The organism is Paraburkholderia sp. BR10954 (assembly GCF_040965775.1).
In the GTDB taxonomy this organism is placed as follows: Bacteria; Pseudomonadota; Gammaproteobacteria; order Burkholderiales; family Burkholderiaceae; genus Paraburkholderia; species Paraburkholderia youngii.
In genome coordinates this window covers 14,061-35,558 of record NZ_JBFRCK010000043.1, presented here as the reverse complement: position 1 = coordinate 35,558, position 21,498 = coordinate 14,061, and the positions used below count along the sequence as shown (strand labels likewise).

General features: G+C 64.6%; 20 protein-coding genes. 10 read left to right on the top strand and 10 right to left on the bottom strand.

Going from position 1 to position 21,498, the window contains the following annotated elements; genetic code table 11:
- Positions 1–28 precede the first annotated feature (28 nt).
- On the top strand, positions 29–1,288 hold the full coding sequence (locus tag AB4Y34_RS36040; RefSeq protein WP_368718734.1) for a nitrate/nitrite transporter: 1,260 nt from the start codon (positions 29–31) through the stop codon (positions 1,286–1,288).
- A gap of 107 nt (positions 1,289–1,395) precedes the next feature.
- Positions 1,396–2,502, top strand: a complete 1,107-nt coding sequence (locus AB4Y34_RS36035; RefSeq protein WP_368718733.1) for a porin — start codon at positions 1,396–1,398, stop codon at positions 2,500–2,502.
- Between the two features lie 18 nt (positions 2,503–2,520).
- Here the strand turns inward: AB4Y34_RS36035 and AB4Y34_RS36030 are convergent, their stop codons facing one another.
- The 6 genes from AB4Y34_RS36030 to AB4Y34_RS36005 form a co-directional block, all read right to left on the bottom strand.
- Complete coding sequence (locus AB4Y34_RS36030) at positions 2,521–5,124, bottom strand: response regulator (protein WP_368718732.1); 2,604 nt, start codon at positions 5,122–5,124, stop codon at positions 2,521–2,523.
- Positions 5,125–5,140: 16 nt separating this feature from the next.
- Positions 5,141–6,373, bottom strand: coding sequence for a hypothetical protein (locus tag AB4Y34_RS36025; protein ID WP_368718731.1), 1,233 nt, complete (start codon positions 6,371–6,373; stop codon positions 5,141–5,143).
- Positions 6,374–6,673: 300 nt separating this feature from the next.
- Positions 6,674–6,841: a hypothetical protein gene (locus AB4Y34_RS36020; RefSeq protein ID WP_368718730.1), complete on the bottom strand. Its 168-nt coding sequence runs from the start codon at positions 6,839–6,841 to the stop codon at positions 6,674–6,676.
- Positions 6,842–6,875: 34 nt separating this feature from the next.
- Positions 6,876–8,282, bottom strand: a complete 1,407-nt coding sequence (locus AB4Y34_RS36015; protein ID WP_368718729.1) for a phospholipase A — start codon at positions 8,280–8,282, stop codon at positions 6,876–6,878.
- A 420-nt stretch (positions 8,283–8,702) separates the two neighbouring features.
- Positions 8,703–9,494 (bottom strand): phytanoyl-CoA dioxygenase family protein, encoded by a 792-nt coding sequence (locus AB4Y34_RS36010; RefSeq protein ID WP_176385155.1) that lies wholly within the window; start codon positions 9,492–9,494, stop codon positions 8,703–8,705.
- 60 nt (positions 9,495–9,554) lie between these two features.
- Positions 9,555–11,558, bottom strand: coding sequence for a VTT domain-containing protein (locus AB4Y34_RS36005; protein ID WP_368718728.1), 2,004 nt, complete (start codon positions 11,556–11,558; stop codon positions 9,555–9,557).
- 152 nt (positions 11,559–11,710) lie between these two features.
- Between AB4Y34_RS36005 and AB4Y34_RS36000 the strand changes: the two genes are divergently transcribed.
- Together AB4Y34_RS36000 and AB4Y34_RS35995 are read left to right on the top strand one after the other, a co-directional pair.
- Entirely contained in the window at positions 11,711–12,094 is a 384-nt protein-coding gene (locus tag AB4Y34_RS36000; RefSeq protein WP_368718727.1) for a hypothetical protein, read from the top strand.
- Between the two features lie 45 nt (positions 12,095–12,139).
- Positions 12,140–12,616: an OsmC family protein gene (locus AB4Y34_RS35995; RefSeq protein WP_368599447.1), complete on the top strand. Its 477-nt coding sequence runs from the start codon at positions 12,140–12,142 to the stop codon at positions 12,614–12,616.
- 70 nt (positions 12,617–12,686) lie between these two features.
- Here the strand turns inward: AB4Y34_RS35995 and AB4Y34_RS35990 are convergent, their stop codons facing one another.
- Together AB4Y34_RS35990 and AB4Y34_RS35985 are read right to left on the bottom strand one after the other, a co-directional pair.
- Positions 12,687–12,920 (bottom strand): hypothetical protein, encoded by a 234-nt coding sequence (locus AB4Y34_RS35990; protein ID WP_013091435.1) that lies wholly within the window; start codon positions 12,918–12,920, stop codon positions 12,687–12,689.
- 79 nt (positions 12,921–12,999) lie between these two features.
- Positions 13,000–13,470, bottom strand: coding sequence for an Lrp/AsnC family transcriptional regulator (locus AB4Y34_RS35985; protein ID WP_176385165.1), 471 nt, complete (start codon positions 13,468–13,470; stop codon positions 13,000–13,002).
- A 157-nt stretch (positions 13,471–13,627) separates the two neighbouring features.
- Between AB4Y34_RS35985 and AB4Y34_RS35980 the strand changes: the two genes are divergently transcribed.
- On the top strand, positions 13,628–14,308 hold the full coding sequence (locus AB4Y34_RS35980) for a LysE family translocator (RefSeq protein WP_368718726.1): 681 nt from the start codon (positions 13,628–13,630) through the stop codon (positions 14,306–14,308).
- A gap of 63 nt (positions 14,309–14,371) precedes the next feature.
- On the opposite strand, the gene AB4Y34_RS35975 is transcribed toward AB4Y34_RS35980, so the two are convergent.
- Positions 14,372–14,884 (bottom strand): DUF1993 family protein, encoded by a 513-nt coding sequence (locus AB4Y34_RS35975; protein ID WP_176126064.1) that lies wholly within the window; start codon positions 14,882–14,884, stop codon positions 14,372–14,374.
- Between the two features lie 273 nt (positions 14,885–15,157).
- On the opposite strand from AB4Y34_RS35975, the gene AB4Y34_RS35970 reads away from it, so the two are divergent.
- The 5 genes from AB4Y34_RS35970 (at position 15,158) to AB4Y34_RS35950 (ending at position 20,428) form a co-directional block, all read left to right on the top strand.
- Positions 15,158–16,717: a protease pro-enzyme activation domain-containing protein gene (locus tag AB4Y34_RS35970; protein WP_176385169.1), complete on the top strand. Its 1,560-nt coding sequence runs from the start codon at positions 15,158–15,160 to the stop codon at positions 16,715–16,717.
- A 78-nt stretch (positions 16,718–16,795) separates the two neighbouring features.
- On the top strand, positions 16,796–18,460 hold the full coding sequence (locus AB4Y34_RS35965; protein WP_176126066.1) for a S10 family peptidase: 1,665 nt from the start codon (positions 16,796–16,798) through the stop codon (positions 18,458–18,460).
- A gap of 184 nt (positions 18,461–18,644) precedes the next feature.
- A complete protein-coding gene (locus AB4Y34_RS35960) occupies positions 18,645–19,319 on the top strand; it encodes a hypothetical protein (RefSeq protein WP_368718725.1) in 675 nt (224 codons plus the stop codon).
- 72 nt (positions 19,320–19,391) lie between these two features.
- Positions 19,392–19,742, top strand: a complete 351-nt coding sequence (locus AB4Y34_RS35955; protein ID WP_368718724.1) for a hypothetical protein — start codon at positions 19,392–19,394, stop codon at positions 19,740–19,742.
- Between the two features lie 410 nt (positions 19,743–20,152).
- Positions 20,153–20,428, top strand: a complete 276-nt coding sequence (locus AB4Y34_RS35950; RefSeq protein ID WP_176105636.1) for an RNA-binding protein — start codon at positions 20,153–20,155, stop codon at positions 20,426–20,428.
- A gap of 107 nt (positions 20,429–20,535) precedes the next feature.
- Here the strand turns inward: AB4Y34_RS35950 and nadE are convergent, their stop codons facing one another.
- Complete coding sequence (gene nadE / locus AB4Y34_RS35945; protein ID WP_176126070.1) at positions 20,536–21,396, bottom strand: ammonia-dependent NAD(+) synthetase; 861 nt, start codon at positions 21,394–21,396, stop codon at positions 20,536–20,538.
- Positions 21,397–21,498: the final 102 nt, after the last annotated feature.

The window sequence follows — 21,498 nt, the reverse complement described above, 5'->3', positions numbered from 1 at the left end:
CGCTGGCACGCCCGGCATTGGAGGAGTCATGGAGAAGAATCTGGCGTCGTCGGAGGGCATGTCCGCGAACGTCTGGGCCACGAACGGCGCACCGGAGGCGAGCAGCGCCGACACGAACCCGTACCGCTGGGTCGCGCTATTCATCGTCTGGGCCGCGTTTCTGCTCAGCTATGTGGTCCGCGTGGCGTGGAGCACGGTGGCCGCGCCGGTCGGCGCGTCGCTCGGCATCAGCGTGTCGATGCTCGGTGCGTTCGTGACCGCGTTCTACGCGGGCTATGTGCTTGCGAACGTGGTCGGCGGCATGCTGACCGATCTGCTCGGCGGGCGCGCGATGCTCACGCTCGCGCTGCTGCCGCTCGGCGTGCTCACCTTCACGTTCGGCTATACGCATTCGCTCGCCTTCGGCATCGTGATTCAGGCGGCGATGGGTTTCGCGGCGGGCGCCGACTACTCGGCCGGCATGAAGATCATTCCCGCATGGTTCACGCGCGACCGGGGCCGCGCAATGGGCCTCTACACGACCGCGACGTCGCTCGCCGTCGTGATCGCGAACGCGGTCGTGCCGTCGTTCTCAGCGCGGCACGGCTGGTCGAACGCATTTCATATGCTCGGCATCGTCACGTTCGCGTGGGGCATCGTCACGTTGCTGCTGCTGAAGAACCGGCCGTCGAACGAAGCGAAGCCCGCGCGCAACAGCCTGCAGGACATGCTCGGCCTGTTGCGCAACCGGAACCTGATCGCGTTGTCGATCGCGGGCTGCGGCGGCTTGTGGGCGACCGTCGGCTTCGCTGCATGGGGCAACGCGCTGATGACGCGCCAATACGGCATTGCGCCGATCGTCGCCGGATCGATCGTCGCGTCGTTCGGGATCGGCGCGGTGATCGCGAAGCCGACGCTCGGCTGGATCTCCGATCTGCCTGGCGTGTCGCGGCGGATGATGTCGATCGGCTGCCTGATCGCGTTCACGATCGCGCTGCTGGTGTTCGGCTACTGCTCGACCGCGCATCAGTTCTATCTGGTCGCGCCGATCCTCGGGGCGTTCTCGTTCGGCTATCTGCCGGTGCTGATGGCACAGGTGAGCGACGCATCCGGCAAGCGCCTCGCCGGCGCGAGCGCCGGCTGGACCAATGCGATCTGGCAGTCCGGCAGCGCGGTGTCGCCGATGGTGGTCGGCTCGCTGTATGGCGCGAGTCATTCATTCATGCTCGCGCTCATCACGCTCGCGATCGGACCCGCTATCGCGGTCGTCGCAATGTTCTTCGTCAATCCGCACATCGCACGCGAATGACCGACTCTCTCCGGTAGCCGCCGCGGCCATGCGCCGGCTACCGCGACCACAGAAATAATCATCACGCTTTCGCAGCACAAAACAACTCAATTTCCAGCAGGAGACACATGGTGAAGCACAAGCCTCTCGCCAGGCCCTCGAAGGTCCTTTTTGCATGTGGTATTGGTATCGGCATCAGCGGCGCGGCGCATGCGCAGTCGTCGGTCACGCTGTACGGCATCGTCGACTCGGGGGTGACCTACGTGACTCACGCTGTCACGCCGCAGGGATCGTCTGGCACCCAGATCGCGCTCGGCACCGGCAACCGGCAGAATTCGCGTTGGGGTTTTACCGGCAAGGAAGATCTCGGCAACGGACTGCGGGCGATTTTCACGCTCGAATCGGGCATGGCGATGAACACCGGCGCGCTGCAGCAAGGCGGCCGGCTGTTCGGCCGGCAAGCGTTCGTCGGACTCGAATCGGACCGCTACGGCGCGATGATGCTCGGCCGGCAGATGACGCCGATGTACCGCTACTTCCTCGCGCTCGACCCGCTCGGTTATTCCAGTTACGGCCTTTCCGCGCAGGACGCGCAGTTCGTCGGTCGCGCGGATAACGCGGTGTCGTATCTCGGCCATGTGGGACCGTTCGAGCTGAACGCGCTCTACAGCTTCGGCTATGACGCAGTCGCCTCCAACGTGCCGGTGGCGGGCTCGTTCCGCGTCGGCAAGCAGTACGACATCAGTGGACGCTACGTGCAGGGGCCGCTGAATCTGACGTTCGTGTACGAGCAGCGCCAAGGCTCGGTGATCGCGACATCGGGCGATAGCGAGCGGCGCTACGTGGCCGGCGGTTCGTATGCGATCGGCAAGGCGACGCTGTACGGCGGCTACGAATTGCTGCTGAACGATGTCCCGTCGACGCTCACCGCATCGCCGCCGCAGTCGATGGCGTTCGCGGGCGTGCGCTACAAGGCGACGCCGGCGCTGGACCTCGCAGCCGCGACTTACTACCACGCGTATCGCCAAGTCGACGCGCACGCATTGAGCACCGGCGTCAACGCGGACTACTGGCTGTCGAAGCGCACGGCGCTGTACACCGACATCACCTATGTGATCAACAGCTCGAAGGCCGCGCTGAGTGCGACCGGATGGGCGACTTCGGTCGCGACGACGACCGTGAAGACCGGCGCGAACCAGCTGGCGGTTGCGATCGGCGTGCTGCACAAGTTCTGACGGCGGCGGCGCGCGCGCTCAATCGCTCAATGCATCGCGATGATCGCGCGGGCCTTTCGCCGACGCGTAATATCGCTGCAACGCGTCGGTCGAGCCCGCGCCCAGCGTGCGGATCTGGACGAGCCAGTCGGTTTCCACCGGCCACTCACCGCCGATCACGCGTGGATAGATCTGTCGTGCGTAGCGATGCAGTGCCTTCGCGCCGATGTTGCCGCTGACGCCAAGCAGCGCATGCAAGCTCGCGTGCGTCGCCTTGATATCGACAGCCGCGCTGTTTGCCGCGAGCCGCGCGACGAGCGAGCGGATCTGTTCGATGCCGTTCAGGAACGATTCGTCGAGCAGATCGAGCGAGACTAGTTCTTCGAGGTGCGGTTCGTCGAGCAGGCTTTCTTCAGCGATCGGGGTGGCCGCGTGCGCGCTCGCCGTGGGGGCCAATGCCACCGGCGTCGCCGCAAAATCCGTTTGCGCGCTTTCGCCCGCGGTTTTCGTGATTCGTTGTGAAGACGGAGCGTCCGCAATCGGCGCGCCGCGTGTGCCGAACTGCCGTGCGAGACATGCGTACAGCGAGCCGGCTTGCACCGGCTTGATCAATACCTCGTTCATCCCGGCGGCAAGGCAGGCCTGCACCGCTGCGGGATCGGTGTGACTGGTCAGCGCGATGACAGGCAGCGTCGCGTAGGCATCGGTGCGCGCGCGAATCGACTTCGTCGTCTCGATGCCGTTCATGCCCGGCATGTTCACGTCCATCAGGATCGCGTCGATGAAGCCGTCTTCGTGCAGGTTGGTCAGCACCGCCTGACCATGATCGGCCTCGATGACGCTCGCGCCGCAGCGCTCCAGATAAGCCTTTGCGACGAGCCGGCTGTAGGTGTCGTCGTCGGCGATCACGAAGGTTCTGCCGGCGAAGCCGTCGGGCAGCTCGCCCGGCTGATGCCGCACGCCGTTGTCGAACAGGGCCTGCACCGCGGTGATCAGCTCCTGCACACTCGACGTCTTGCCGATGATCTCGTCCATGCCGGCGCGCCGCGCGCGCAGCCGCACCGCGTTGCCCGGTTCGGCGGTATAGGCGGCGATCAGCACGTTGCGGTTCGGGCAGTCCCGGTCGGCCCGGATGCGCTCGGTCGTCGCATAGCCGTCAAGATCGGGCATGCTGATGTCCATCAGCACGAGGTCGTAGAGCGGCGCGCGCCGCAGCGTGGCGAGCGCAAGCTCGCCGCCCGACGCCTCGCTGACATAGGCGCCCGCCTTCGTCAGCAGGCGGCGGGTGCGGGCGCGCAGCGTAGCGTCGTCGTCGACGACGAGCACGCGCTTGCCCTTGAACGCCGGCATCGCGCGTTCGAACAGGCGCCGCTCGTGCTCGGCGACCTCGTCGGCCGCCACAGGCGGAAAGCGCAGCGTGAATGCGGTGAACTTGCCGAGTTCCGATTCGCAGTCGATGCTGCCGCCGAACGCGCGCATCGCGCGCTGGCAGTACGCGAGCCCGAGCCCGGTGCCGCCCGAGTTGCCGGCCGTGCGAAACGGCTCGAACAGATGCTGCAGGATCTCCGCCGCGATGCCGGGGCCGGTGTCGCGCACGATCACCGAGTCGCTATCGACGGTCAATGTCAGCGTCGCCTGCGGATACGCGACGATGTGATGCAGCGCGTTCTTGATCAGGTTGAACAGCGTGAACAGATAGACCGTCTCGTCGACCTTGAACACGAAGTCGCGGTTGACGACGACGCTCACCTTCGCGCGTTCCTTGTCGTTGTCGAAGCCGTATTCGGCGAGCGCCTTGCGCGTGGTCGCGCCGGCATGCAGGTAGCTGAGACTATCCGGGCGGATCGATTTCGCGGCGACTTCGTCGAGGGTCATCGCGATGATGCGCAGGCCGCGCTCGATCGACAATTGGCCCTGCGCGAGATGGTTGTACATCAGCGAGGCCGTGCCGTCGGTGAGCGTCGGCGCCGCGCCCGCCTTGTTCGCCGAGGGCAACGCTTCCTCGACGCGGTCGAGCACGTGCCGCAGCTGGCTCAGCGGATTGCGCATCTCGTGCGCGATGGAACCCGCGAGCGCCTGCAACGCGCGGTTCTTTTCGACGAAGATGCGTCCCTTGCTGATCGCGTGACTGAACGCCATGCTGCACAGCACGACCACCGGCAGCAGCGCGAGGTTGGACTTGTCCTCGGCGCTGAGAACGACCGGCGTAGGCGAGCTCAACACGCCGGCAAGGCCGCCGGAAAACACGCCGATACCGATGCACGTTATCAGCAGCAGCGGGTTGTCGATACACAGCGCCAGAATGAAGATCATCATGACCTCGGTCATCATCCACATCGTGGAGAAGCCGTTTCTGACGGTCAGGAACGTGCAGACGAACGGCAGCACGTAAATCAGGCAGCAATGCCAGTAGATCAGCAGAGCGGGGTTGTAGCGCCTCGGCCAGCGCGCCTGGAACAGCAGCGGAACGCAGACGGCCGCCGCGCTGAGCCGCAGCAGCAGGTTGTCGTAAGGCTGCGGAAGGATGTAGGTCCAGACGATGTAATAGATGGGGTGACACAGGAGGCCGAGTGCGCCTCCCCATCGAATCGCGAACCTGCTTCTTTCCAGCATATCCCGCATGCTTTCGCGCGGTCTCGCCATCAGGCCTCCGAGTTCATCAGGAACCCATCATTTCATGCGTATTGAATTGCTGTGCTTCCACGCCTTCGACGAGCGAATCGCCGTTCTTGCCGTGAAACGGTCCGACCGAAAAGCCGTACTTCTTCAGAAGACCATGAGTATAAGAGACCGACCACACGGGCGGGCTACCGATGATGAAATCGGATGCGATGCCTTCTTGCCACGCGGAATAACCTTCGGCAAAGCAGGTATAGCAGTCGCGGGTGGACGGCAGCCTGAACGGGAAAGCGGTGTCGAGTCCAGCGGGCCCACGCGCGAAACATTCAATATAGAGCGTATGACCGCGAGAAGCGAGTTCCGCTTCGACGCTCGCCGCGCGCGGATGCGAATCGTCGATCCAGAATTGCGCGCGTTTGAGATCGGCGGCGCTCAGGTAGGGCACGCTCGTGCTGCTCGCGAGGATCGCGCCGTCGAAGTCAGGGAGCGGCGTGTCCGGGCTGAACGTATGCACCGAGACTTTCGATTTGCCGAGCAGGTCCGACGCGAGCAGCTCATTCGCCTGATCGGTCAGCAGGTTGATCTTGTCCGGCAGATCGATCAGCACCAGTTCCTTCGGCGCATCCTTGTACAGCAGATACTTCGCGACCGTCGTGCCGAGCCGGCCAGCCGCGCCGAACAGCGCGAGCTTCGTGTTGCCGAATTCGAGGCTGAGCTGTTCGCAGCAATGCATCGCCCAGTCCTTCAGCATCGCCGCGGTCGCCGCGTGGCCGGTCGTGATATGAGGCGGCTTGACAGGCCGGGGCAGCGCCCCGTAGTTGCATGCGTACGGCGTCGACGCGCCCATCGCGACCATGTTCAAGCCCGCCTTTCTGGCGAGCTCCAGCGCCGGAAAGAATTGCGTCGCCCGAAAGCGCTTGATGCCGCGCGGGCTGCCGAGCCACATTTCGAGCGGCACCGGGCAGGCGATATTCGCGCCGATCACCTGCGAGCCCGAATAGATCGGCGATGCGATGAAAGGCTTGGTCTTCCACAACTCTTCTTCGAACGACTCGCTGCGTTCGCGAACGTTGTGAAAAGAAAATGAAAGGGTCTCCCAATCGGTCGCGTGAAACAGAAAGCCGACTCCCCCCTGACGGGCCGGCAGGCTATCGCGGATCTGTTCCGGGTGAATTTCGTGCTTGAGCGCAAGCGGTGCACTATTCCGATGCAAAAGAAGTCCGGTTGGCTCGTTTGAAACGGTCGACAGGTCTTTAAGGAGAGCGGTCTTCATTGGTTTTTCCTTGGTTTTGATTAGACGCTGGAAAAGTCAGCGCGCGGCGTGGCCAGCCGGTTGGACCGGCGACCCTTCAACTCTAGAGAAATCCGCACCGATATGCCCGTCTGTTCGTGCACACAGCATTCACGAGCGGGTTCAAGACGGGTTGCCCGCCGGGTGGGAATCGGCTCTGGGCAATCTTTTGAAAGAATTGCGGCAGAACTTTCGATGTTTTACGGCACGTCGTGCGCCGTCCTCGAATAGGCAAAAGGGCCGCTCGGCGGCCCTTTGCTTGCATCTCTGGCCAATACCGGATTAGCGTGTGATGCTATAGCCGATTCGCGCAATCCAGCGATGCTGGTTGTAGTCGAGAATGTTCTCGCCATAACCGCTAAAGAAGCCGAGCCATACGTAACCGCTGTCCTCGCGGTAAAAGAACAGTGCCGGCATGTAGCTCGTGTCGCGCAAAGGCGCCGAGTACATCTGGCCCGGCGCCCACAGACGACAACGTCATGCGTCAGCGCGACACGGCGAAGCCAATGCGCGCGGCCCAGCGGTGCTGGTTGTAAGAGAGAAGATCTTCCGCGTAGCCGTTGAAATAGTTTAGAAACAGATACCCGCCCCATGCACTGCCGAACATCTTGGCAAGCGGGTAGGTAAATTGTACGTCGACGCTTCCATAGGTCGATTTCGTGCCCTTTCTCAACGTGGTCGCGAGCTGCCAGCCATCCGGGCTACCGTATTTGACGAGCAGGTCGACATAGCCGCGATAGTTGGCGATATCCAAATTCGTGTCCTGTTTGTGCGTGTAGGCGTAGATTTTCGGCTCGATGGTCAGGTGGTTGGCGTTGAGGTCGCCAAAATCCCAGATCGGCTTGATGTAGACATAGTCGATGCCACGCGACCCGGGGCCGGCGGTCCCGTTCGACTCGTGCTCGTAGCCCGACTCGATGCCCATCCGGGTGAACCAGCTGGTCCTCCACCCGGTGTCCTCCAGGTAGTAGAAAAGAGCGGGCATGTAGCTCGTATCGTAGAACGGGTTCATATGCCCGCGGATATCCCATAGAGAAGTCTGCGTGTAGGCGAAGTAAAGGTTGTCGAGAAAACCGCGTGAACGCGGATCATCGGGCAGTACGAAGCGGAATTTGAAGCTGACCTGGAATTTGGCGAGACCGTTTTCCGACGAGTCCCAGCCGTCGGCGAAGTAGGTGGGCTGGTAGAACGAAAATCGCCCTACGAGAAAGGTGCCGAGGTCCGGCACCAAGGAATTCGAGGGCTTCACGGTCGAAGGCGGCACTTGCGCGGCGATCGACTCGTTGCCGGCCATCGGCCCTTCGGCTGGCGCGCTCACGACCGGTGCGGATGCGGACGCAACCGCCGCCGCAGACGCGGGCGCCGTTGTTGCGGCGCTGGCCGTCGCCGCGTTGCGAGGCATGCGCGTGAGCAGGACCACCGAAGGTGATACGTCGACGCCAGGCACGTCGATGCGAAGCGCACCGCGCGCCCAATCGGGCCATGGCGCACTATAGCTGACCGCCTTCATCTCGCCGGCCGCTAGCCGGACATGCTCGGGTGCGCCGGATGCGCGGGTGAGCAGTACGGCCCTTGGCAGGGCCTCGCCGTTGGTCAGCGTGACGCTCAAGGTGCGAGGCACGCCGACCGACGCGCCGGAGGGTGCGTCGCCGGTGTAGACGATCGTAACGACAAGCGGTTCGTCGGACCTCGCTTCGCGCGGCGGACGCAATATGGAAACCCCGGCGACGCTATACGCAGAGTAACTGCCGAGCACCAGCGCACTGATGCAAACCGATAGGCTGGGGAGCAGTTTGGAAAATGAGCCGGAAAGCGGACTCGACGACAATCGGAAAACGCGCGAGCGATGGCTGCGAACGCCAGACTGGCGGTTTTTCTTCACGCGAGACATCAATCGATTCCGCACACGGAGCTCCTGGTGGTCTACGAGTTCAGGTCGCAATGAGACGATAGCGTCAAAGCATGCAGTTGGATAGAAAATCAGGGTCCGCGTTTTGATTGCGGAAACCGCCATCCACGTCGGTTCCCGCTATCCGTTTTTTCGCTCATTCTGCCAGTGCTATTGGGAATTGCGCGAGTGGAAAAAGACCTGCCGCGCTATCGATGCGAATAGCGACGGGAACCGCGTCGTAATAGCGTCGTGTCGTTGCATTTGCGCAACGGAGCTTTAAATGTTAAATCGCGGGTGATTCGCGCGTTGATATATCCGTTGGGCGGGGCGCATTTTTCGCTTATGACCATTGCATGGCGATTCGCGATTCGATTGCCCGGCAAATCGTTGCCCAATCAATGCGACAGTTGAAAGCCCGCTTCAATAGGCGAATTTCCGGTATTGCTCCGGCGCGCCCGCCTTGTCGAGTTCGCTCACGCGCGGCATATGGCGCAGTAGTCGCTTCGCGCGTGATGTCAATTGCGCATAGACGGCTTCGGGTACGTCGATGTGGACTTCCGGTCGGAAATACCAGCTGCGGCTATAGCCGATCACGACCATCGGACGCGGCAGGTCGGTCCGGTTCGGCGTGCCGCGATGGAGCGCGCGCACGTCGCGAATCATCACGTCGCCGAGTTCCATCGTGATCGCATGCAACGGCAGGCGGCCGTCGCGCCACGCGTTCAGCGCGTCGTCGGAGCGCATCCGATGCGTGCCGAGCGTCGTTTCGAATGGGCCGTTCTCGAGCGTGACGTCACATAACGGAAAGTTGACCGCGAGCTGAAACGACGGGGTTTCCGCTTCGCCGTCGAACAGCGCGGGTGTGTCGCGATGAATCTCCTGATACGTCGAGCCGTTCAACGGCGTGTCGGTGGCCAGCTGGCACATCACGGGATCGTCGCCGGCCACGCGCTCGACGATGCCGAGCACGTCCGGATCACAGAAGATCGACTGATCGGCGAAGACCCCCGTGAACGGCAGCGTGACGTAGTGCCGGTTTTCGCCGCGCACGGCGGTCGCCCGCGCGGCAATCTGCTGTTGCAGCAATGGCGCGAACGCGTCGCGCCATGCGAGCAGCGTCGCCTTCGGGAAGTGCTGGCGCAGAACGACCATGCCGTCGCGTTCGAACGTCGCTGCGCAATCATCGAGTTGTTCGGTCGAAAAGCGGCCCACGGTTGTCTCCTTTATCGAGTCGTTGAGTCGGGGCTTGCCTAAGTAGCCTGCATGTGACGCTCATTCCATCGGCGAGACCAGCAGCGACACCGGCACGCCGTGACAATCGACTTCCGCGAGGACCGTCGCGCCGAGTTCTTCGCCCAGGCTGGTGCGCGCGTCGATCGGAGTTCCATTGCGGTCGATGCGCAGAATGTTCAGCGGCCACGACGGCCGCGTCAGCCTCTCGTGCGCAAACGCGCCGACCCACAGCGGTGCCGCGGCGGTGCCGTTGCCGACCGCGTAGGCGCTCGGCCAGAAACGAAGCACGTAACGTTCCTCGCGCGATTCGCCCGGCCGCATGAAGACCAGCGACGACGGCACGCCATTGTTCAGCTTCGGCAGCACCGGCAGCGACACCGCCGCGACGTCGGGCGAAGCGAGCGACAGCAGGCTGTGCGCGGACACGTCGGTGCCCTCGACCCAGCCTCGCGCGCGCAGTAGCTCGCGGATCGAAGCGGGTTCGGAGACCCATTGCAGCGTCAGCGGCTCCTTGCGATCGCCGCCCATGTCGGAGCGATAGCACGGCAGCCGCTGCCACTCGGAGTGTTTCCATTGCGCCTGCGTGAACTGCACGGGTGGTGGTTGCGGCGCGCTGTTCGGCGGCGCCGGCATGGCGACGCCGAGCTGCAGGGCGACGCTGAGCACGACCACCGCGAGCACCACGAGCGGCATGAAACGGCGCGGCGGCGGCGGCCGCGGATGCCGCCAGATCGCCGTCAGCGCAATCAGCGCGACCCACACATAGGCGAGCGCCGCGCCGCCGATCGCGTCGGACACCCAATAGCGGCCGAAGTACACGCCCGCGAGCGCGACCAGGATCACGACGATGATGCTCGCTCCGGCAACCAGCACGCCTTCGAGCTTGTCGACCCGACGCGCGAGCAGAAACGCGAGAAAGCCGTAGACGATCACCGTCGCGGCGACGTGATTGCTCGGAAACACGAAGTGGCCTGTCATCAACTCATTGGGCGGCTCGCGGCGCATCGCGAGTTGCAGGCCGAGAATCAGCAGCTGCGAAAACACGACCGCGGCGAGCCAGTAGGTGATCGTGCGCCAGCGCCGCTCCCATACCATCCACAGCGCAACCGTGACCACCAGCGCGAGCAGCGTGATGCCGCTGCCGAGCGTCCCGAGCGCCGCGAGTACCGTGTCGCCCCACGGCGTGCGCACCGATTGCAGGAAGTGATAGACGGACAGATCGATGGTGGTCAACGGATCGCCGCTGACGACGTCTTCAAGGACCCCGAAGAAAAGCGCGCCGGCCACCAGCACGATCAGCGACGTCGCGAGCAGATGGGTCGCATCGGGCGTGTCGGGGTCGAGCATGCGGCGCGCGATGCGGCCGAGCGGACCCGGATGTCGGCATGCCCAGCTGCCGAGATGACGGCCCGCCGCGCTCGACCACGCGTTCGCGTGCGATACGAGGAAGCCCGCGCCGCGAAAGCTGAGCCACACGATGCACACCAGCATCGCGATGATCACGACGAGCCGGAACGACACCGCGCCCGCGAGCAGCACCGATGCGCCGAACACGACACCGGGCAGGATGTGCGCGGGCGCCCACAACAGCGCGGACAGCACGTTGATCGCGAAGAAGCGCAGCGGCCGCATGCCCATCATGCCCGCGACGACCGGCACGATCGCCCGCAATGGGCCGATGAAGCGGGCGAGCACGACGCTCTTCGCGCCATGCTTCAGAAAGAAGCGCTGGCCCGCGTCGAGTACGCCGGGGTGTGCGCGGAACGGCCACAGCGTGACGATGCGCTCCTTGTAGCGATCGCCGAGCCAGAAGCTGGCGCCGTCGCCGGCAACCGCGCCGACGATCGCCCACACAAAGACCCAGGCAAGACTCAGCGAGCCGGTCCCGGTCAGCGCGCCGGCGAGGAACATCGCGGTGCTGCCGGGAACGAAGGTGCCGATGACCGCGATGGATTCGAAAAATGCGGCGAGAAACACGACCGCGAGCATCCACGTAGAGTGGCCGGCGAGCAGATGCAAAAGGTGGCTGTAGGCGTGCTCCATCGTGCGCGATCGGCGGTTCTCGGGCGTGACGATCGATCATAACGCGCACGGGCAAACGGTGGGCGCGGGCGGGGGCGGCGCTTCTGCAGCGGTCGGGCGATCGGCTCACAATAGATATCGTGGCTCGGCGGATCGATGCGCCAGGGGGAGCTATGAAGACAGCAACAGGTGGGATCGTGTGGTCGGCGTTGCTCGTGACGCTGTTGACAGTGGGGGGCGCGGGGACGGTCGAGGCTCAGCAACTGGGCAATCCTGGCGGCAGCCAGGCCGGAACTCGTGCGGGCACCGGCGCGGGCACCAGCGCGGACAGCGGCAATGCGGCTGCCGGCGGCGCAATGGGCATCGGTACCGGCGTCAGTCCGAGTGCGATGCCGGGGCCGGGCATCTCGGCGGGTGGCTCGTATGGGCTCGGCGCCGGTGGCGCGACCGGCTCGGGCGGCGCGCTCAACAACATGCGCGCGAACGGCACGGCGCTCTACATGAGTCCCGATCCGCGCGCGCCGAACGTGACCGGCCGCGCGGCGCCGCCGCGCTAGGGCGGCGGATAGAATGCAGATCCGATCCGACTACAGGGGAAGGGAATGGCACACGGCGAGCACAAGTACCGCGTATCGGTGCAATGGACCGGCAACCGCGGCAGCGGCACCTCCGGCTACCGCGACTACGGCCGCGACCACGTGATTTCTTCCAGCGGCAAGCCCGACATTCCGGGCTCGTCGGACCCGGCGTTTCTCGGCGACGCGACGCGCTGGAATCCCGAGGACCTGCTGGTCGCGTCGGCGAGCGCGTGTCACAAGCTTTGGTACCTGCATCTGTGCTCGGACGCGGGCATCGTGGTGCTCGACTATCGCGACGACGCCGAAGGCACGATGCTCGATTCCGGTCACGAAGGCCGCTTTTCGCAGATCGTGCTGCGCCCGCGCGTGACGATCCGCGCGGGCGGCGACGTCGAGCAGGCCATGCATCTGCATCACGTCGCGCATCAGAAGTGCTACATCGCGAACTCGATCAACTTTCCGATTCTCTGCGAGGCGGTCGTGGAGACGGATGCGCGTTGAGGCGCGGGCGGCGGCGCCAGGCATGCGAGCCGGCGGGCGGGCGGGGCGCCGGCCAGCCGCTCGCTAACACTCAACGATTGCCGTCGAGCAGATCGCCGAGCAGTTCGTCGAACGCGGCTTGCGCGTCTTCGAGTTCCTGCAGCGCGGCGTCGAAAGTCTGCAACGCAAATTGCGAGGGTTTGCCGCTGCCTGCGGGCGGGAATTGTGATTGCAGCGACGCGAACGCCGTCTGCACACGCTTGGTGGCGGTCAACACGCGTTCCATTGCGGCGGTTTCTTCGGCTCGCGCCTTGTCGTGATCCATGAGAACTCCGGGGTCGTCGGGGCGGCTCGCGCCGCTCCTCCTAAAGGGGACTAAAGGGGTGACTATGCCACGTTCGCGTTCAGGACAGCGGCAGACCGCCAAACGCTTTCACTTCGCGCAACGACAAGGCCGATTCCACCGACGTCACGCCTGGCAGGCTGCGCAGTTCATCGCGCATGAAGGTGCCATAGTCGTCGAGGTCGCGCGCGACGATCTGCAGGATGTAGTCGGCGCTGCCCGACACGTTGTGGCACGACAGGATACGCGGGATCGCCTGCACCTCGCGCTCGAAGCGCGTCGACACCACGCGGTCGTGCACCGCGAAGCGCACCAGCACGAATGCGACCACGCCCAGACCGAGCCCGGCGCGCGACAGCACCGCGCGATAACGGTCGATGTAACCATCGTTCTCCAGACGTTTCAGACGCCGCGCGCACGGCGTTTCGCTGAGGCCGACGATGTCGGCGAGACGCGCGATCGGCATGCGGCCGTCGTTTTGCAGCGCGGCGAGAATCGCGCGGTCGGTTTTGTCGAGATCGTCGGCGGACATGGTCGGAAGGCGCTTGCTGCGGGTTGGGGGGAAGACACTATTATATTTTGAAGTCTTAGCGTATTCCGCTATTTTCGGATGCGTCTTGGACGAAGATCGCCAGCAAACGCTCCGCTTCCGATAGCAAGATGGAGCCTCGAACAACAAGGAGGCTCCGATGATTTCCGCTCACCTGCTGGCCGTCTACGTGGCGGCATTGATCGTCGTTTATGCGGTGCCCGGCCCGGACATGGCGCTGATCCTGCAAACCAGCATCGCGCGCGGCGTGCGCAGCGGCTTCGCGGCCGCCGCGGGGCTCGGCGTGTCGCGCGCGACGCACGTGACGCTATCGGCGTGCGGCATGGCGGCGCTGCTGCGCAACGCGCCGTGGCTGTACGACGCGGTGCGTTATGCCGGCGCGGTCTATCTCGCGTGGATCGGGATTCAGATTTTCCGCTCGCCCGGGTTCGCATTGCCCGCCGGTGCACGCGAAAGGCAAGCGGCCGGCGCGTCGCGAGTGGAATCCACTCCTTCGAGCGATGCGGATAGAGGCGCGCGGCCGTTGCGGACCGCGTTCGTCAAAGGTCTGCTGACGAATCTGCTCAACCCGAAGGCGCTACTGTTCTGCTCGGTGCTGTTGCCGCAATTCGTGCGGCCACAAGCGGGGCCGGTGGCGTGGCAGATGATCGAACTCGGTGTCGTGCTGCTCGCGATCGGCGCATGCTTCGACGCGTTGTATGCGATCGGCGCCGCCCGCATCGCCAGCTGGATGCGCGCCCATCCTTTGGCGCAAACGCTGCAACGTTGGACGTTTTCGGCTGCGTTGATCGGCTTCGCGCTGCGACTTTCGCTGGATTGACACTCGAGGCCGGCATGAGACTGCGCGAACGGGGCGCCGCGATCGACGACCCGCCCGCTCCCATTACTGCTGCATCCCGCCCAGATAGTCGAGCTTACCGAGCTCGACGCCGTTATGACGCAGGATGTCGTACGCGGTCGTCACGTGGAAAAAGAAGTTCGGCAGCACGAAACCGAACAGATACGACGCTCCCGTGAATTCGATCGGCCCCGGCCGCAATTTCAGCGTGATCGTGCGGCTCTCCGAGCCGTCGATCTGCGCCTCGTTGAATTCCTTCAGGTAATCGATCGTCTTCTGGATACGGGCCCGCAGTTCATCGAAAGTCTGCTCGACGTCCTCGAACTTCGGCGGCTCGACGCCGGCGAGGCGCGCCGCGCAACCCTTGGCGGTATCGCTCGCGATATACACCTGGCGCACGAGCGGCAGCATGTCCGGCGCGAGCCGGGCATTGGTGAACACCGACGGTTCGATCTGCTTCGCGGCGGCATGCGCCTCGGCCTTGCCGAGGATGGCCTGCAGGTTGGTGAGGCCGCGAATCAGCACAGGCAGTGATGCTTGATACATCGAAATTGACATGGGTTCCTCTGATTTCTCGATCGTGCGCGCAGGCGGCGCGCGCGGCACTGAAACGGCGGGAATGCCGCTCCAGCATCATAGCGTGTCGCATCCGCGCCGCGCATTAGCCATTCGGACGACTGCCGCACGCGTCGGAACTGTGTTCGAATGCCTTGGTCGGACGCTTGGACGAAGTTCTTGAACAACCCCTGCCGCGTATCGCGAAAACGATGCGCTTCGTGCAGGCGCGTGGCTGACCGTCTGCGAAGCCACGCTAACAGGAGAGTCGACACCATGGTCACCAAGCATCCATTGCCAGGCAGCGAGCGTAAGGTCGCGCAGGGCACTACGGTCATCGGGCAATGCGATCCCGCCGAGCGGATCGAGGTCTTCGTGATGCTGCGCCGCCAGCAGCAGGCGCAGTTCGACGCGTTGATGAAACGCATCGCAGCCGGCGACGCGAGCGTGAAGCCGCTGTCGCGCGAGGCGCTCGCCCAGGACTACGGCGCCGCGCCCGATGACATCGCGAAGGTCCGCGCGTTTGCGGCCGCGCATGGGCTCGCCGTCGTACGCGAGGACCCGGCGGCGCGCTCGGTGCTGCTGAGCGGCACGATCGCGCAATTTCAGAGCGCGTTCGAGGTGAAGCTCGAACGCTACCAGCACCACACGGCTGGCCAGTTCCGTGGCCGCACCGGCACGATCAGCGTGCCGGACGATCTGCGTGGCGTCGTCGAGGCGGTGCTAGGGCTCGACAACCGGCCGCAGGCGCGACCGCACTTCCGTATCCGGCCGCCGTTCGTCGCGGCGCGCGCGCAGCAGGAGTCGTTCACGCCGCCGCAGCTCGCGTCGCTCTACCAGTTTCCGCAGGGCGACGGCGGCGGCCAGTGCGTCGGCATCATCGAGCTCGGCGGCGGCTACAACACGTCGGACCTGAAGACCTATTTCTCGAGCCTCGGCGTCAGCGAGCCGACCGTGACCGCGGTCGGTGTCGATCAGGCCGGCAACAACCCGAGCGGCGACCCGAACGGGCCGGACGGCGAGGTTACGCTCGACATCGAGATCGTCGGTGCGCTCGTGCCGCGCGCGACCATCGCTGTGTACTTCACGCAGAACAGCGACGCCGGCTTCATCGACGCGGTGAGCCGCGCGGTGCACGACACGACCCACAAGCCGTCGGTCATTTCGATCAGCTGGGGCGCGCCGGAGTCGGTCTGGACCGGCCAGTCGATGAATGCGCTCAACAGCGTGCTGCAATCGGCGGCGGCGCTCGGCGTGACGATCTGCGCGGCTTCCGGGGACAGCGGGTCGAGCGACGGCTCGGGCGGCGGCGACCAGGTCGACTTCCCGGCGTCGAGCCCGTACGTGCTCGCCTGCGGCGGCACGCAACTGAGCGCGTCCGGTTCGGCGATCACGCGCGAGGTCGTCTGGAACGACGGTGAACTGGGCGGTGCGAGCGGCGGCGGCGTCAGCACCGCGTTTGAGTTGCCGGCGTGGCAGCAGGGTTTGTCGGCCACGATGACGGCCGGCGGCAGCCAGCCGCTCAGCGGGCGCGGCGTGCCGGACGTCGCGGGCGATGCCTCGCCGTTGACCGGCTACGACGTGCTGGTCGACGGAACGCAAACGGTGGTGGGAGGCACCAGCGCGGTCGCGCCGCTGTGGGCGGCGCTGATCGCGCGCATCAACGCGGCGAAGGGACAGCCGGTCGGCTTCGTCAACGCGAAACTGTACAAGGCGACGGGCGTGTGCAACGACATCACCGAGGGCAACAACGGCAGTTTTGCGGCGTCGAAGGGGTGGGACGCCTGCACGGGCCTGGGCAGTCCCAATGGCGGGAAGGTGGCGGGCGCACTATAGTCTGCAACACAGCGCATCACACAACAACAAGACGTAAGAACGAGGACGCACGGCAATAAAACAACCCTTGGAGCGATCATGACGAATACAGAATCAGCTTCCGGTAGCCAGCATTCGCCGCACAACACGCACGCCACGGCCTCGGCCGGCGCGTCCACCGCCACGAGCACCCCGCACAAAGCCGGCGACCAGCCGTTCTTCGACCCGGTCGCCTACGGCAACGGCCCGGACGATTCGGTTACCGATACGGTCGAGACGGCCGCGATCACGCATCATTCGGTGACCATCGGCGGGCACAACATCAACTACACGGCGACCGCGGGCCACCTGGTGATCGTCGATCCGAGCAGCTCGCAGCCGTCGGCGAGGATGTTCTACGTCGCTTTCACACAGGACAACCAGAAGGAAGAGACGCGTCCGGTCACGTTCTTCTATAACGGCGGGCCCGGATCGTCGTCGGTATTCGTGCTGCTCGGCTCGTTCGCGCCGCGCCGCATCAAGACGTCGATGCCGGGCTTCACGCCGCCGGCGCCATATTCGCTCGAAGACAATCCGGACAGTCTGCTCGACAAAAGCGACCTCGTATTCATCAACCCGGTCGGCACCGGCTATTCGGCGGCGATCGCGCCGAAGAAGAATCGCGATTTCTGGGGCGTCGATCAGGACGCGGACTCTATCAAGCAGTTCATCAAGCGGTTTCTGACCAAAAACAACCGCTGGAATTCGCCGAAGTATCTGTTCGGCGAGTCCTACGGCACGGCGCGCAGCTGCGTGCTCGCGTACCGGCTGCACGAGGATGGCGTCGATCTGAACGGGGTGACGCTGCAGTCTTCGATTCTCGATTACACGCAGTCGGGCAACCCGGTCGGCGCGCTGCCCACGGCGGCCGCGGACGCGTGGTATCACAAGAAACTCGGCGTCGCGCCGCGGCCCACCGATCTCGGCACGTTCGCCGAAGAGGTCGCGCAGTTCGCGCGCACCGACTACCTGGCCGCGCTTCGCAAGTTCCCGACCACCGACACCGCGACCGTCGAAAAACTCAGCGAATACACCGGTATCGACAAAACGACACTGCTCGCGTGGAGCCTCGACATCGCCGGCTACGACAGCCGCGGCAATTCGCTGTTCCTGACCACCTTGCTGAAGTCGCAAGGCCTCGCGCTCGGCGCTTACGACGGCCGCGTGACCGCGATCGACACCGGCATCGCCGGCAAGATCGACCCGAACTCCGGCGGCAACGATCCGACGATGACCGCGGTCACCGGCGTCTACACGACGATGTGGAACGTGTATCTGAACGAGCAGTTGAAGTACACGTCGAACTCGTCGTTCACCGACCTCAACGATCAGGCCTTCAAGTACTGGGACTTCAGCCATATCGATCCCACCGGCGCGCAGAAGGGCGTCGACTCGACAGGCAACATCATTCTGTACACGGCCGGCGACCTTGCGGCCGTGATGGCGCTCAATCCCGACCTGAAGGTGTTGTCGGCGAACGGGTTCTTCGATTTCGTCACGCCGTTCTATCAAACCGTGCTCGACCTGCAGCAGATGCCGCTGGTCAGTCAGCAGGTGCGGCAGAACCTGTCGGCGCGGTTCTATCCATCGGGGCATATGGTGTATCTCGACGGCGGTTCGCGCACCGCGCTGAAAGCCGACCTCGCAAAGATGTACGAAGAGACGGTGTCGGACGCGCAGGCGCTCGGGCGGATCCGCGCATTGCAGGCGCGGGTGGCGAAGTAGCGGCGGTGGCGGGGCGTCGCGACACATCGCGACGTCGTGTCGTGCCGGTCTGCTCTGGCTCGCGGCGGTCGCCGCGAGCCGGCAAACGGTGCGCTGCCATGTCGGGCTTTTGTACTCATCCAGATTGAATGTGTTTTAATTGCCTTGCGAATTGAACTACCGCGTGCCGCCGGCGCGCAGACGAATGAACGCAGGCCTCGCGGACACGCATCGGCGGGGTCTTTCCCGCGACATCACCAGCAGCAATGATGCGGCCAACGCGCCGCGGCTCGGGCGCAAGAGCGTGGTTCGACCGCGCGCGCACATCACACATCGTGCGCTGTTCGTAACCGTCGGCGCACTGATCGCGCTGCGCATCGGGGACGCCGCCGCGCAGCCGAGCGACGTCCTAGACGACCGCGTGACCCAGCAATCGATCGGCCGGACGATTTGCCGCCCCGGTTATGCGGAAACCGTCGCGCCGCCGTTCGACGAACTGATGGCGCACAAGGACCGCATGCTTGCCGCGCGCGGCATCGATATGGATGACAGCGCCGCGTTTGCGCTCGACCGGCACGTGCCGATCATGCTCGGCGGATCGCCCGATGCGCCGGCCAATCTCGATCTATTGCCGTGGGCCGGCCCGCGGGGCGAGCGCCGCAAGGCACGCGCGGCGGCGATGCTCAAGCGCTGCGTCTGCGAAGGCAAGCTGAGTCTCGCGCAGGCGCAAGCGGCGATCGTCGGCAACTGGTCGGCGGTGTATGCGGGCTTTGGCCAGGCGTCGTGCGACGTGAGCCGGCTAGACGTCCCGACTGGCGACGACGACGGCGTCGACAGGGAAGACAACCGGCGCGGCGACGCGCATGAGCGCGAGCGTTGAGCGCATACGCGCGCTGCCGCAGTCGTCGCGGAACCCCGGTTCGCGGCCCCTCATTTTTTTCGGAGAAACACGATGACCCAATCCCGCCTCGCCGCCGTTGCGCTGACGATCGGCTGCCTGAGCGGCAGCGCAGCCGCGGTTGCCACCGCGCCCGCGCATTGCGCGCGCGCCAATGAGCTGGAGATTCGCGGCGACGTGCCCGCGGCGCTCAGCTTCGACGTGTATCGGCAGCTGCGCCCGCTGGATGCGCGGCGAATCGCGCTGTTCGAGGCCGCCGGCGAAGTAAAGCGTCTGCCCGACGGCCTGCCGGTTTGCCAGATCGCCGACGACGGCGTCGACGATCCTTCCGCGGTGCTGGTCCGCCTGCCGCACGGTAAAAATGCTTGGTGGGTGAGCGCGGCGAACGTGCAAGCGGCAAACTGATCGGCGCGATCAGCCCGTCTTGCTCACATCCTCCGCAGGATGCCTTTGACGATGCGTCTGCGTGCCAGGCATGCAAGGTGCTGAAGCAGCCGATGTTTTCCAGGATTGGCGCGACTGATTCAGGTACAGTGCATTGACGGCGGTGTTTCGCCGTTGCCTACGACACTGCGTCACAGTGTGTTCGCTGTCGAAGCGGGCTATCCTGAGAACAGGATGAAATTTGCACAGGAGATTGGAACGATGGCCTTCTTTTTGTCATTGCTCGCTTTCGGATTGGCCGGCGCGACCGGCGTCGTCGTACTTCGCGCACTGGCCGTGGCTCAGACGAAGCAGCGTGTCGCGCTGCGACCGGTGCGTGTCTCCAGCTCTGACCGACTGACTGAGCGCCGGGCACGGCGAGGGTAGTCCGCATGAACCTGACCGTGCGCAATATCGCCGAATCGTGCAGCGAGCAGGACGTGCGGGATTTCTTGAAGCGCGAACTCGGCCACTACGCTAAACACGTCGAGGTGGTGGACGCCGGCAAGCCCAACGCCTACGCGACGGTGGAACTCGACGCGAGCGTGCCGTATGTCGGCGACGTGATCGCGCGGCAGATTCACGGCAAGCATCTGGGTGGCCAGCCGCTCGAAGCGAGCGCCGATCTGTTCAGCGACGAACCGCCGCCGGAGCAGCGAGCGCCGTAGGTGTAGGCGGCTCAGTAACGTCGATTCCTTTCGAAGGCGGTGGACATGCGCGGCGTCGCGCGCAGGGCCACCGCCTTTATTCGTTTGAGAGCCGCTTCGCTGCCTCGTCATTGCCCATCAGGTGACGCCTGCCAGTCGAACGGGGTGTACGGCAGCGCCCGCTTGTGACGCGTCGCGTTGTAAAACTGCAGCACTACGTCACGCACGGTATCGCTGACCGGCTTGCCTTCGAGAAAATCGTCGATCGCGTCGTACGGGATGCCGTACGCGTCTTCGTCGGGACGAAGCGGCCGCAGCATCTCGAGGTCGGCGGTCGGCACCTTGTGCGCCAACGCGTCGGGCGCGCCGAGCGTATGCGCGAGCGCGCGCACGCGGCGCTTGCTGAGCCCGGCGAGCGGCAGCACGTCGGCGCCGCCGTCGCCGAACTTCGTAAAGAAGCCCATCACCGATTCAGCCGCGTGGTCCGTGCCGATCACGACACCGGAGCGCGCACCCGCCACCGCGTATTGCGCGATCATCCGCTGGCGCGCCTTGATATTGCCGTGCACGAAATCCCGCTGTGATTCGTCCTTGAACGACACACCGCTTTTATCGAGCGATTCGAGCATTGCATCGGCGGCGGGTTTGATATCGATAGTCAGATTTTCGTCGGCGCGAATGAAACGTAATGCCTCCAGTGCATCCGCTTCATCGCGCTGTTTGCCGTAAGGCAGACGCACGGCGACGAAACGCGCGTCGTAATGGTTAGTCCGCAAACGCTCGACCGCGAGTTGGGCGAGACGCCCGGCCGTCGTCGAATCGACGCCGCCGCTAATGCCGAGCACATAAGTTCTCAGGTGGCTGTTGCGCAGATAGTTCGCCAGAAAATCGACCCGGCGCTCGATTTCGCGGCTTGCGTCGAATTTAGCGGTGACGTGCATTTCGGCCGCGATGCGGGCCTGGCGGGCGGCGGGATCGGATGGAGCCATGATCGTTGTTGTCCTCGCGAGAGAAAAAGCGCTTGAAAGGGCTCGAGTATCGGGATGTGCCGCCGTATTCGGGCGATCTTTCGTCGAATGAAATCGTCCTTC

Bases quoted from the DNA above. Each gene is read 5' to 3' on its own strand.
- AB4Y34_RS36040 (WP_368718734.1), top strand. From the start codon at position 29: ATGGAGAAGAATCTGGCGTCGTCGGAGGGCATGTCCGCGAACGTCTGG.
- AB4Y34_RS36035 (WP_368718733.1), top strand. From the start codon at position 1,396: ATGGTGAAGCACAAGCCTCTCGCCAGGCCCTCGAAGGTCCTTTTTGCA.
- AB4Y34_RS36030 (WP_368718732.1), bottom strand. From the start codon at position 5,124: ATGGCGAGACCGCGCGAAAGCATGCGGGATATGCTGGAAAGAAGCAGG.
- AB4Y34_RS36025 (WP_368718731.1), bottom strand. From the start codon at position 6,373: ATGAAGACCGCTCTCCTTAAAGACCTGTCGACCGTTTCAAACGAGCCA.
- AB4Y34_RS36020 (WP_368718730.1), bottom strand. From the start codon at position 6,841: ATGTACTCGGCGCCTTTGCGCGACACGAGCTACATGCCGGCACTGTTC.
- AB4Y34_RS36015 (WP_368718729.1), bottom strand. From the start codon at position 8,282: ATGTCTCGCGTGAAGAAAAACCGCCAGTCTGGCGTTCGCAGCCATCGC.
- AB4Y34_RS36005 (WP_368718728.1), bottom strand. From the start codon at position 11,558: ATGGAGCACGCCTACAGCCACCTTTTGCATCTGCTCGCCGGCCACTCT.
- AB4Y34_RS36000 (WP_368718727.1), top strand. From the start codon at position 11,711: ATGAAGACAGCAACAGGTGGGATCGTGTGGTCGGCGTTGCTCGTGACG.
- AB4Y34_RS35995 (WP_368599447.1), top strand. From the start codon at position 12,140: ATGGCACACGGCGAGCACAAGTACCGCGTATCGGTGCAATGGACCGGC.
- AB4Y34_RS35990 (WP_013091435.1), bottom strand. From the start codon at position 12,920: ATGGATCACGACAAGGCGCGAGCCGAAGAAACCGCCGCAATGGAACGC.
- AB4Y34_RS35985 (WP_176385165.1), bottom strand. From the start codon at position 13,470: ATGTCCGCCGACGATCTCGACAAAACCGACCGCGCGATTCTCGCCGCG.
- AB4Y34_RS35980 (WP_368718726.1), top strand. From the start codon at position 13,628: ATGATTTCCGCTCACCTGCTGGCCGTCTACGTGGCGGCATTGATCGTC.
- AB4Y34_RS35975 (WP_176126064.1), bottom strand. From the start codon at position 14,884: ATGTCAATTTCGATGTATCAAGCATCACTGCCTGTGCTGATTCGCGGC.
- AB4Y34_RS35970 (WP_176385169.1), top strand. From the start codon at position 15,158: ATGGTCACCAAGCATCCATTGCCAGGCAGCGAGCGTAAGGTCGCGCAG.
- AB4Y34_RS35965 (WP_176126066.1), top strand. From the start codon at position 16,796: ATGACGAATACAGAATCAGCTTCCGGTAGCCAGCATTCGCCGCACAAC.
- AB4Y34_RS35960 (WP_368718725.1), top strand. From the start codon at position 18,645: ATGAACGCAGGCCTCGCGGACACGCATCGGCGGGGTCTTTCCCGCGAC.
- AB4Y34_RS35955 (WP_368718724.1), top strand. From the start codon at position 19,392: ATGACCCAATCCCGCCTCGCCGCCGTTGCGCTGACGATCGGCTGCCTG.
- AB4Y34_RS35950 (WP_176105636.1), top strand. From the start codon at position 20,153: ATGAACCTGACCGTGCGCAATATCGCCGAATCGTGCAGCGAGCAGGAC.
- nadE (WP_176126070.1), bottom strand. From the start codon at position 21,396: ATGGCTCCATCCGATCCCGCCGCCCGCCAGGCCCGCATCGCGGCCGAA.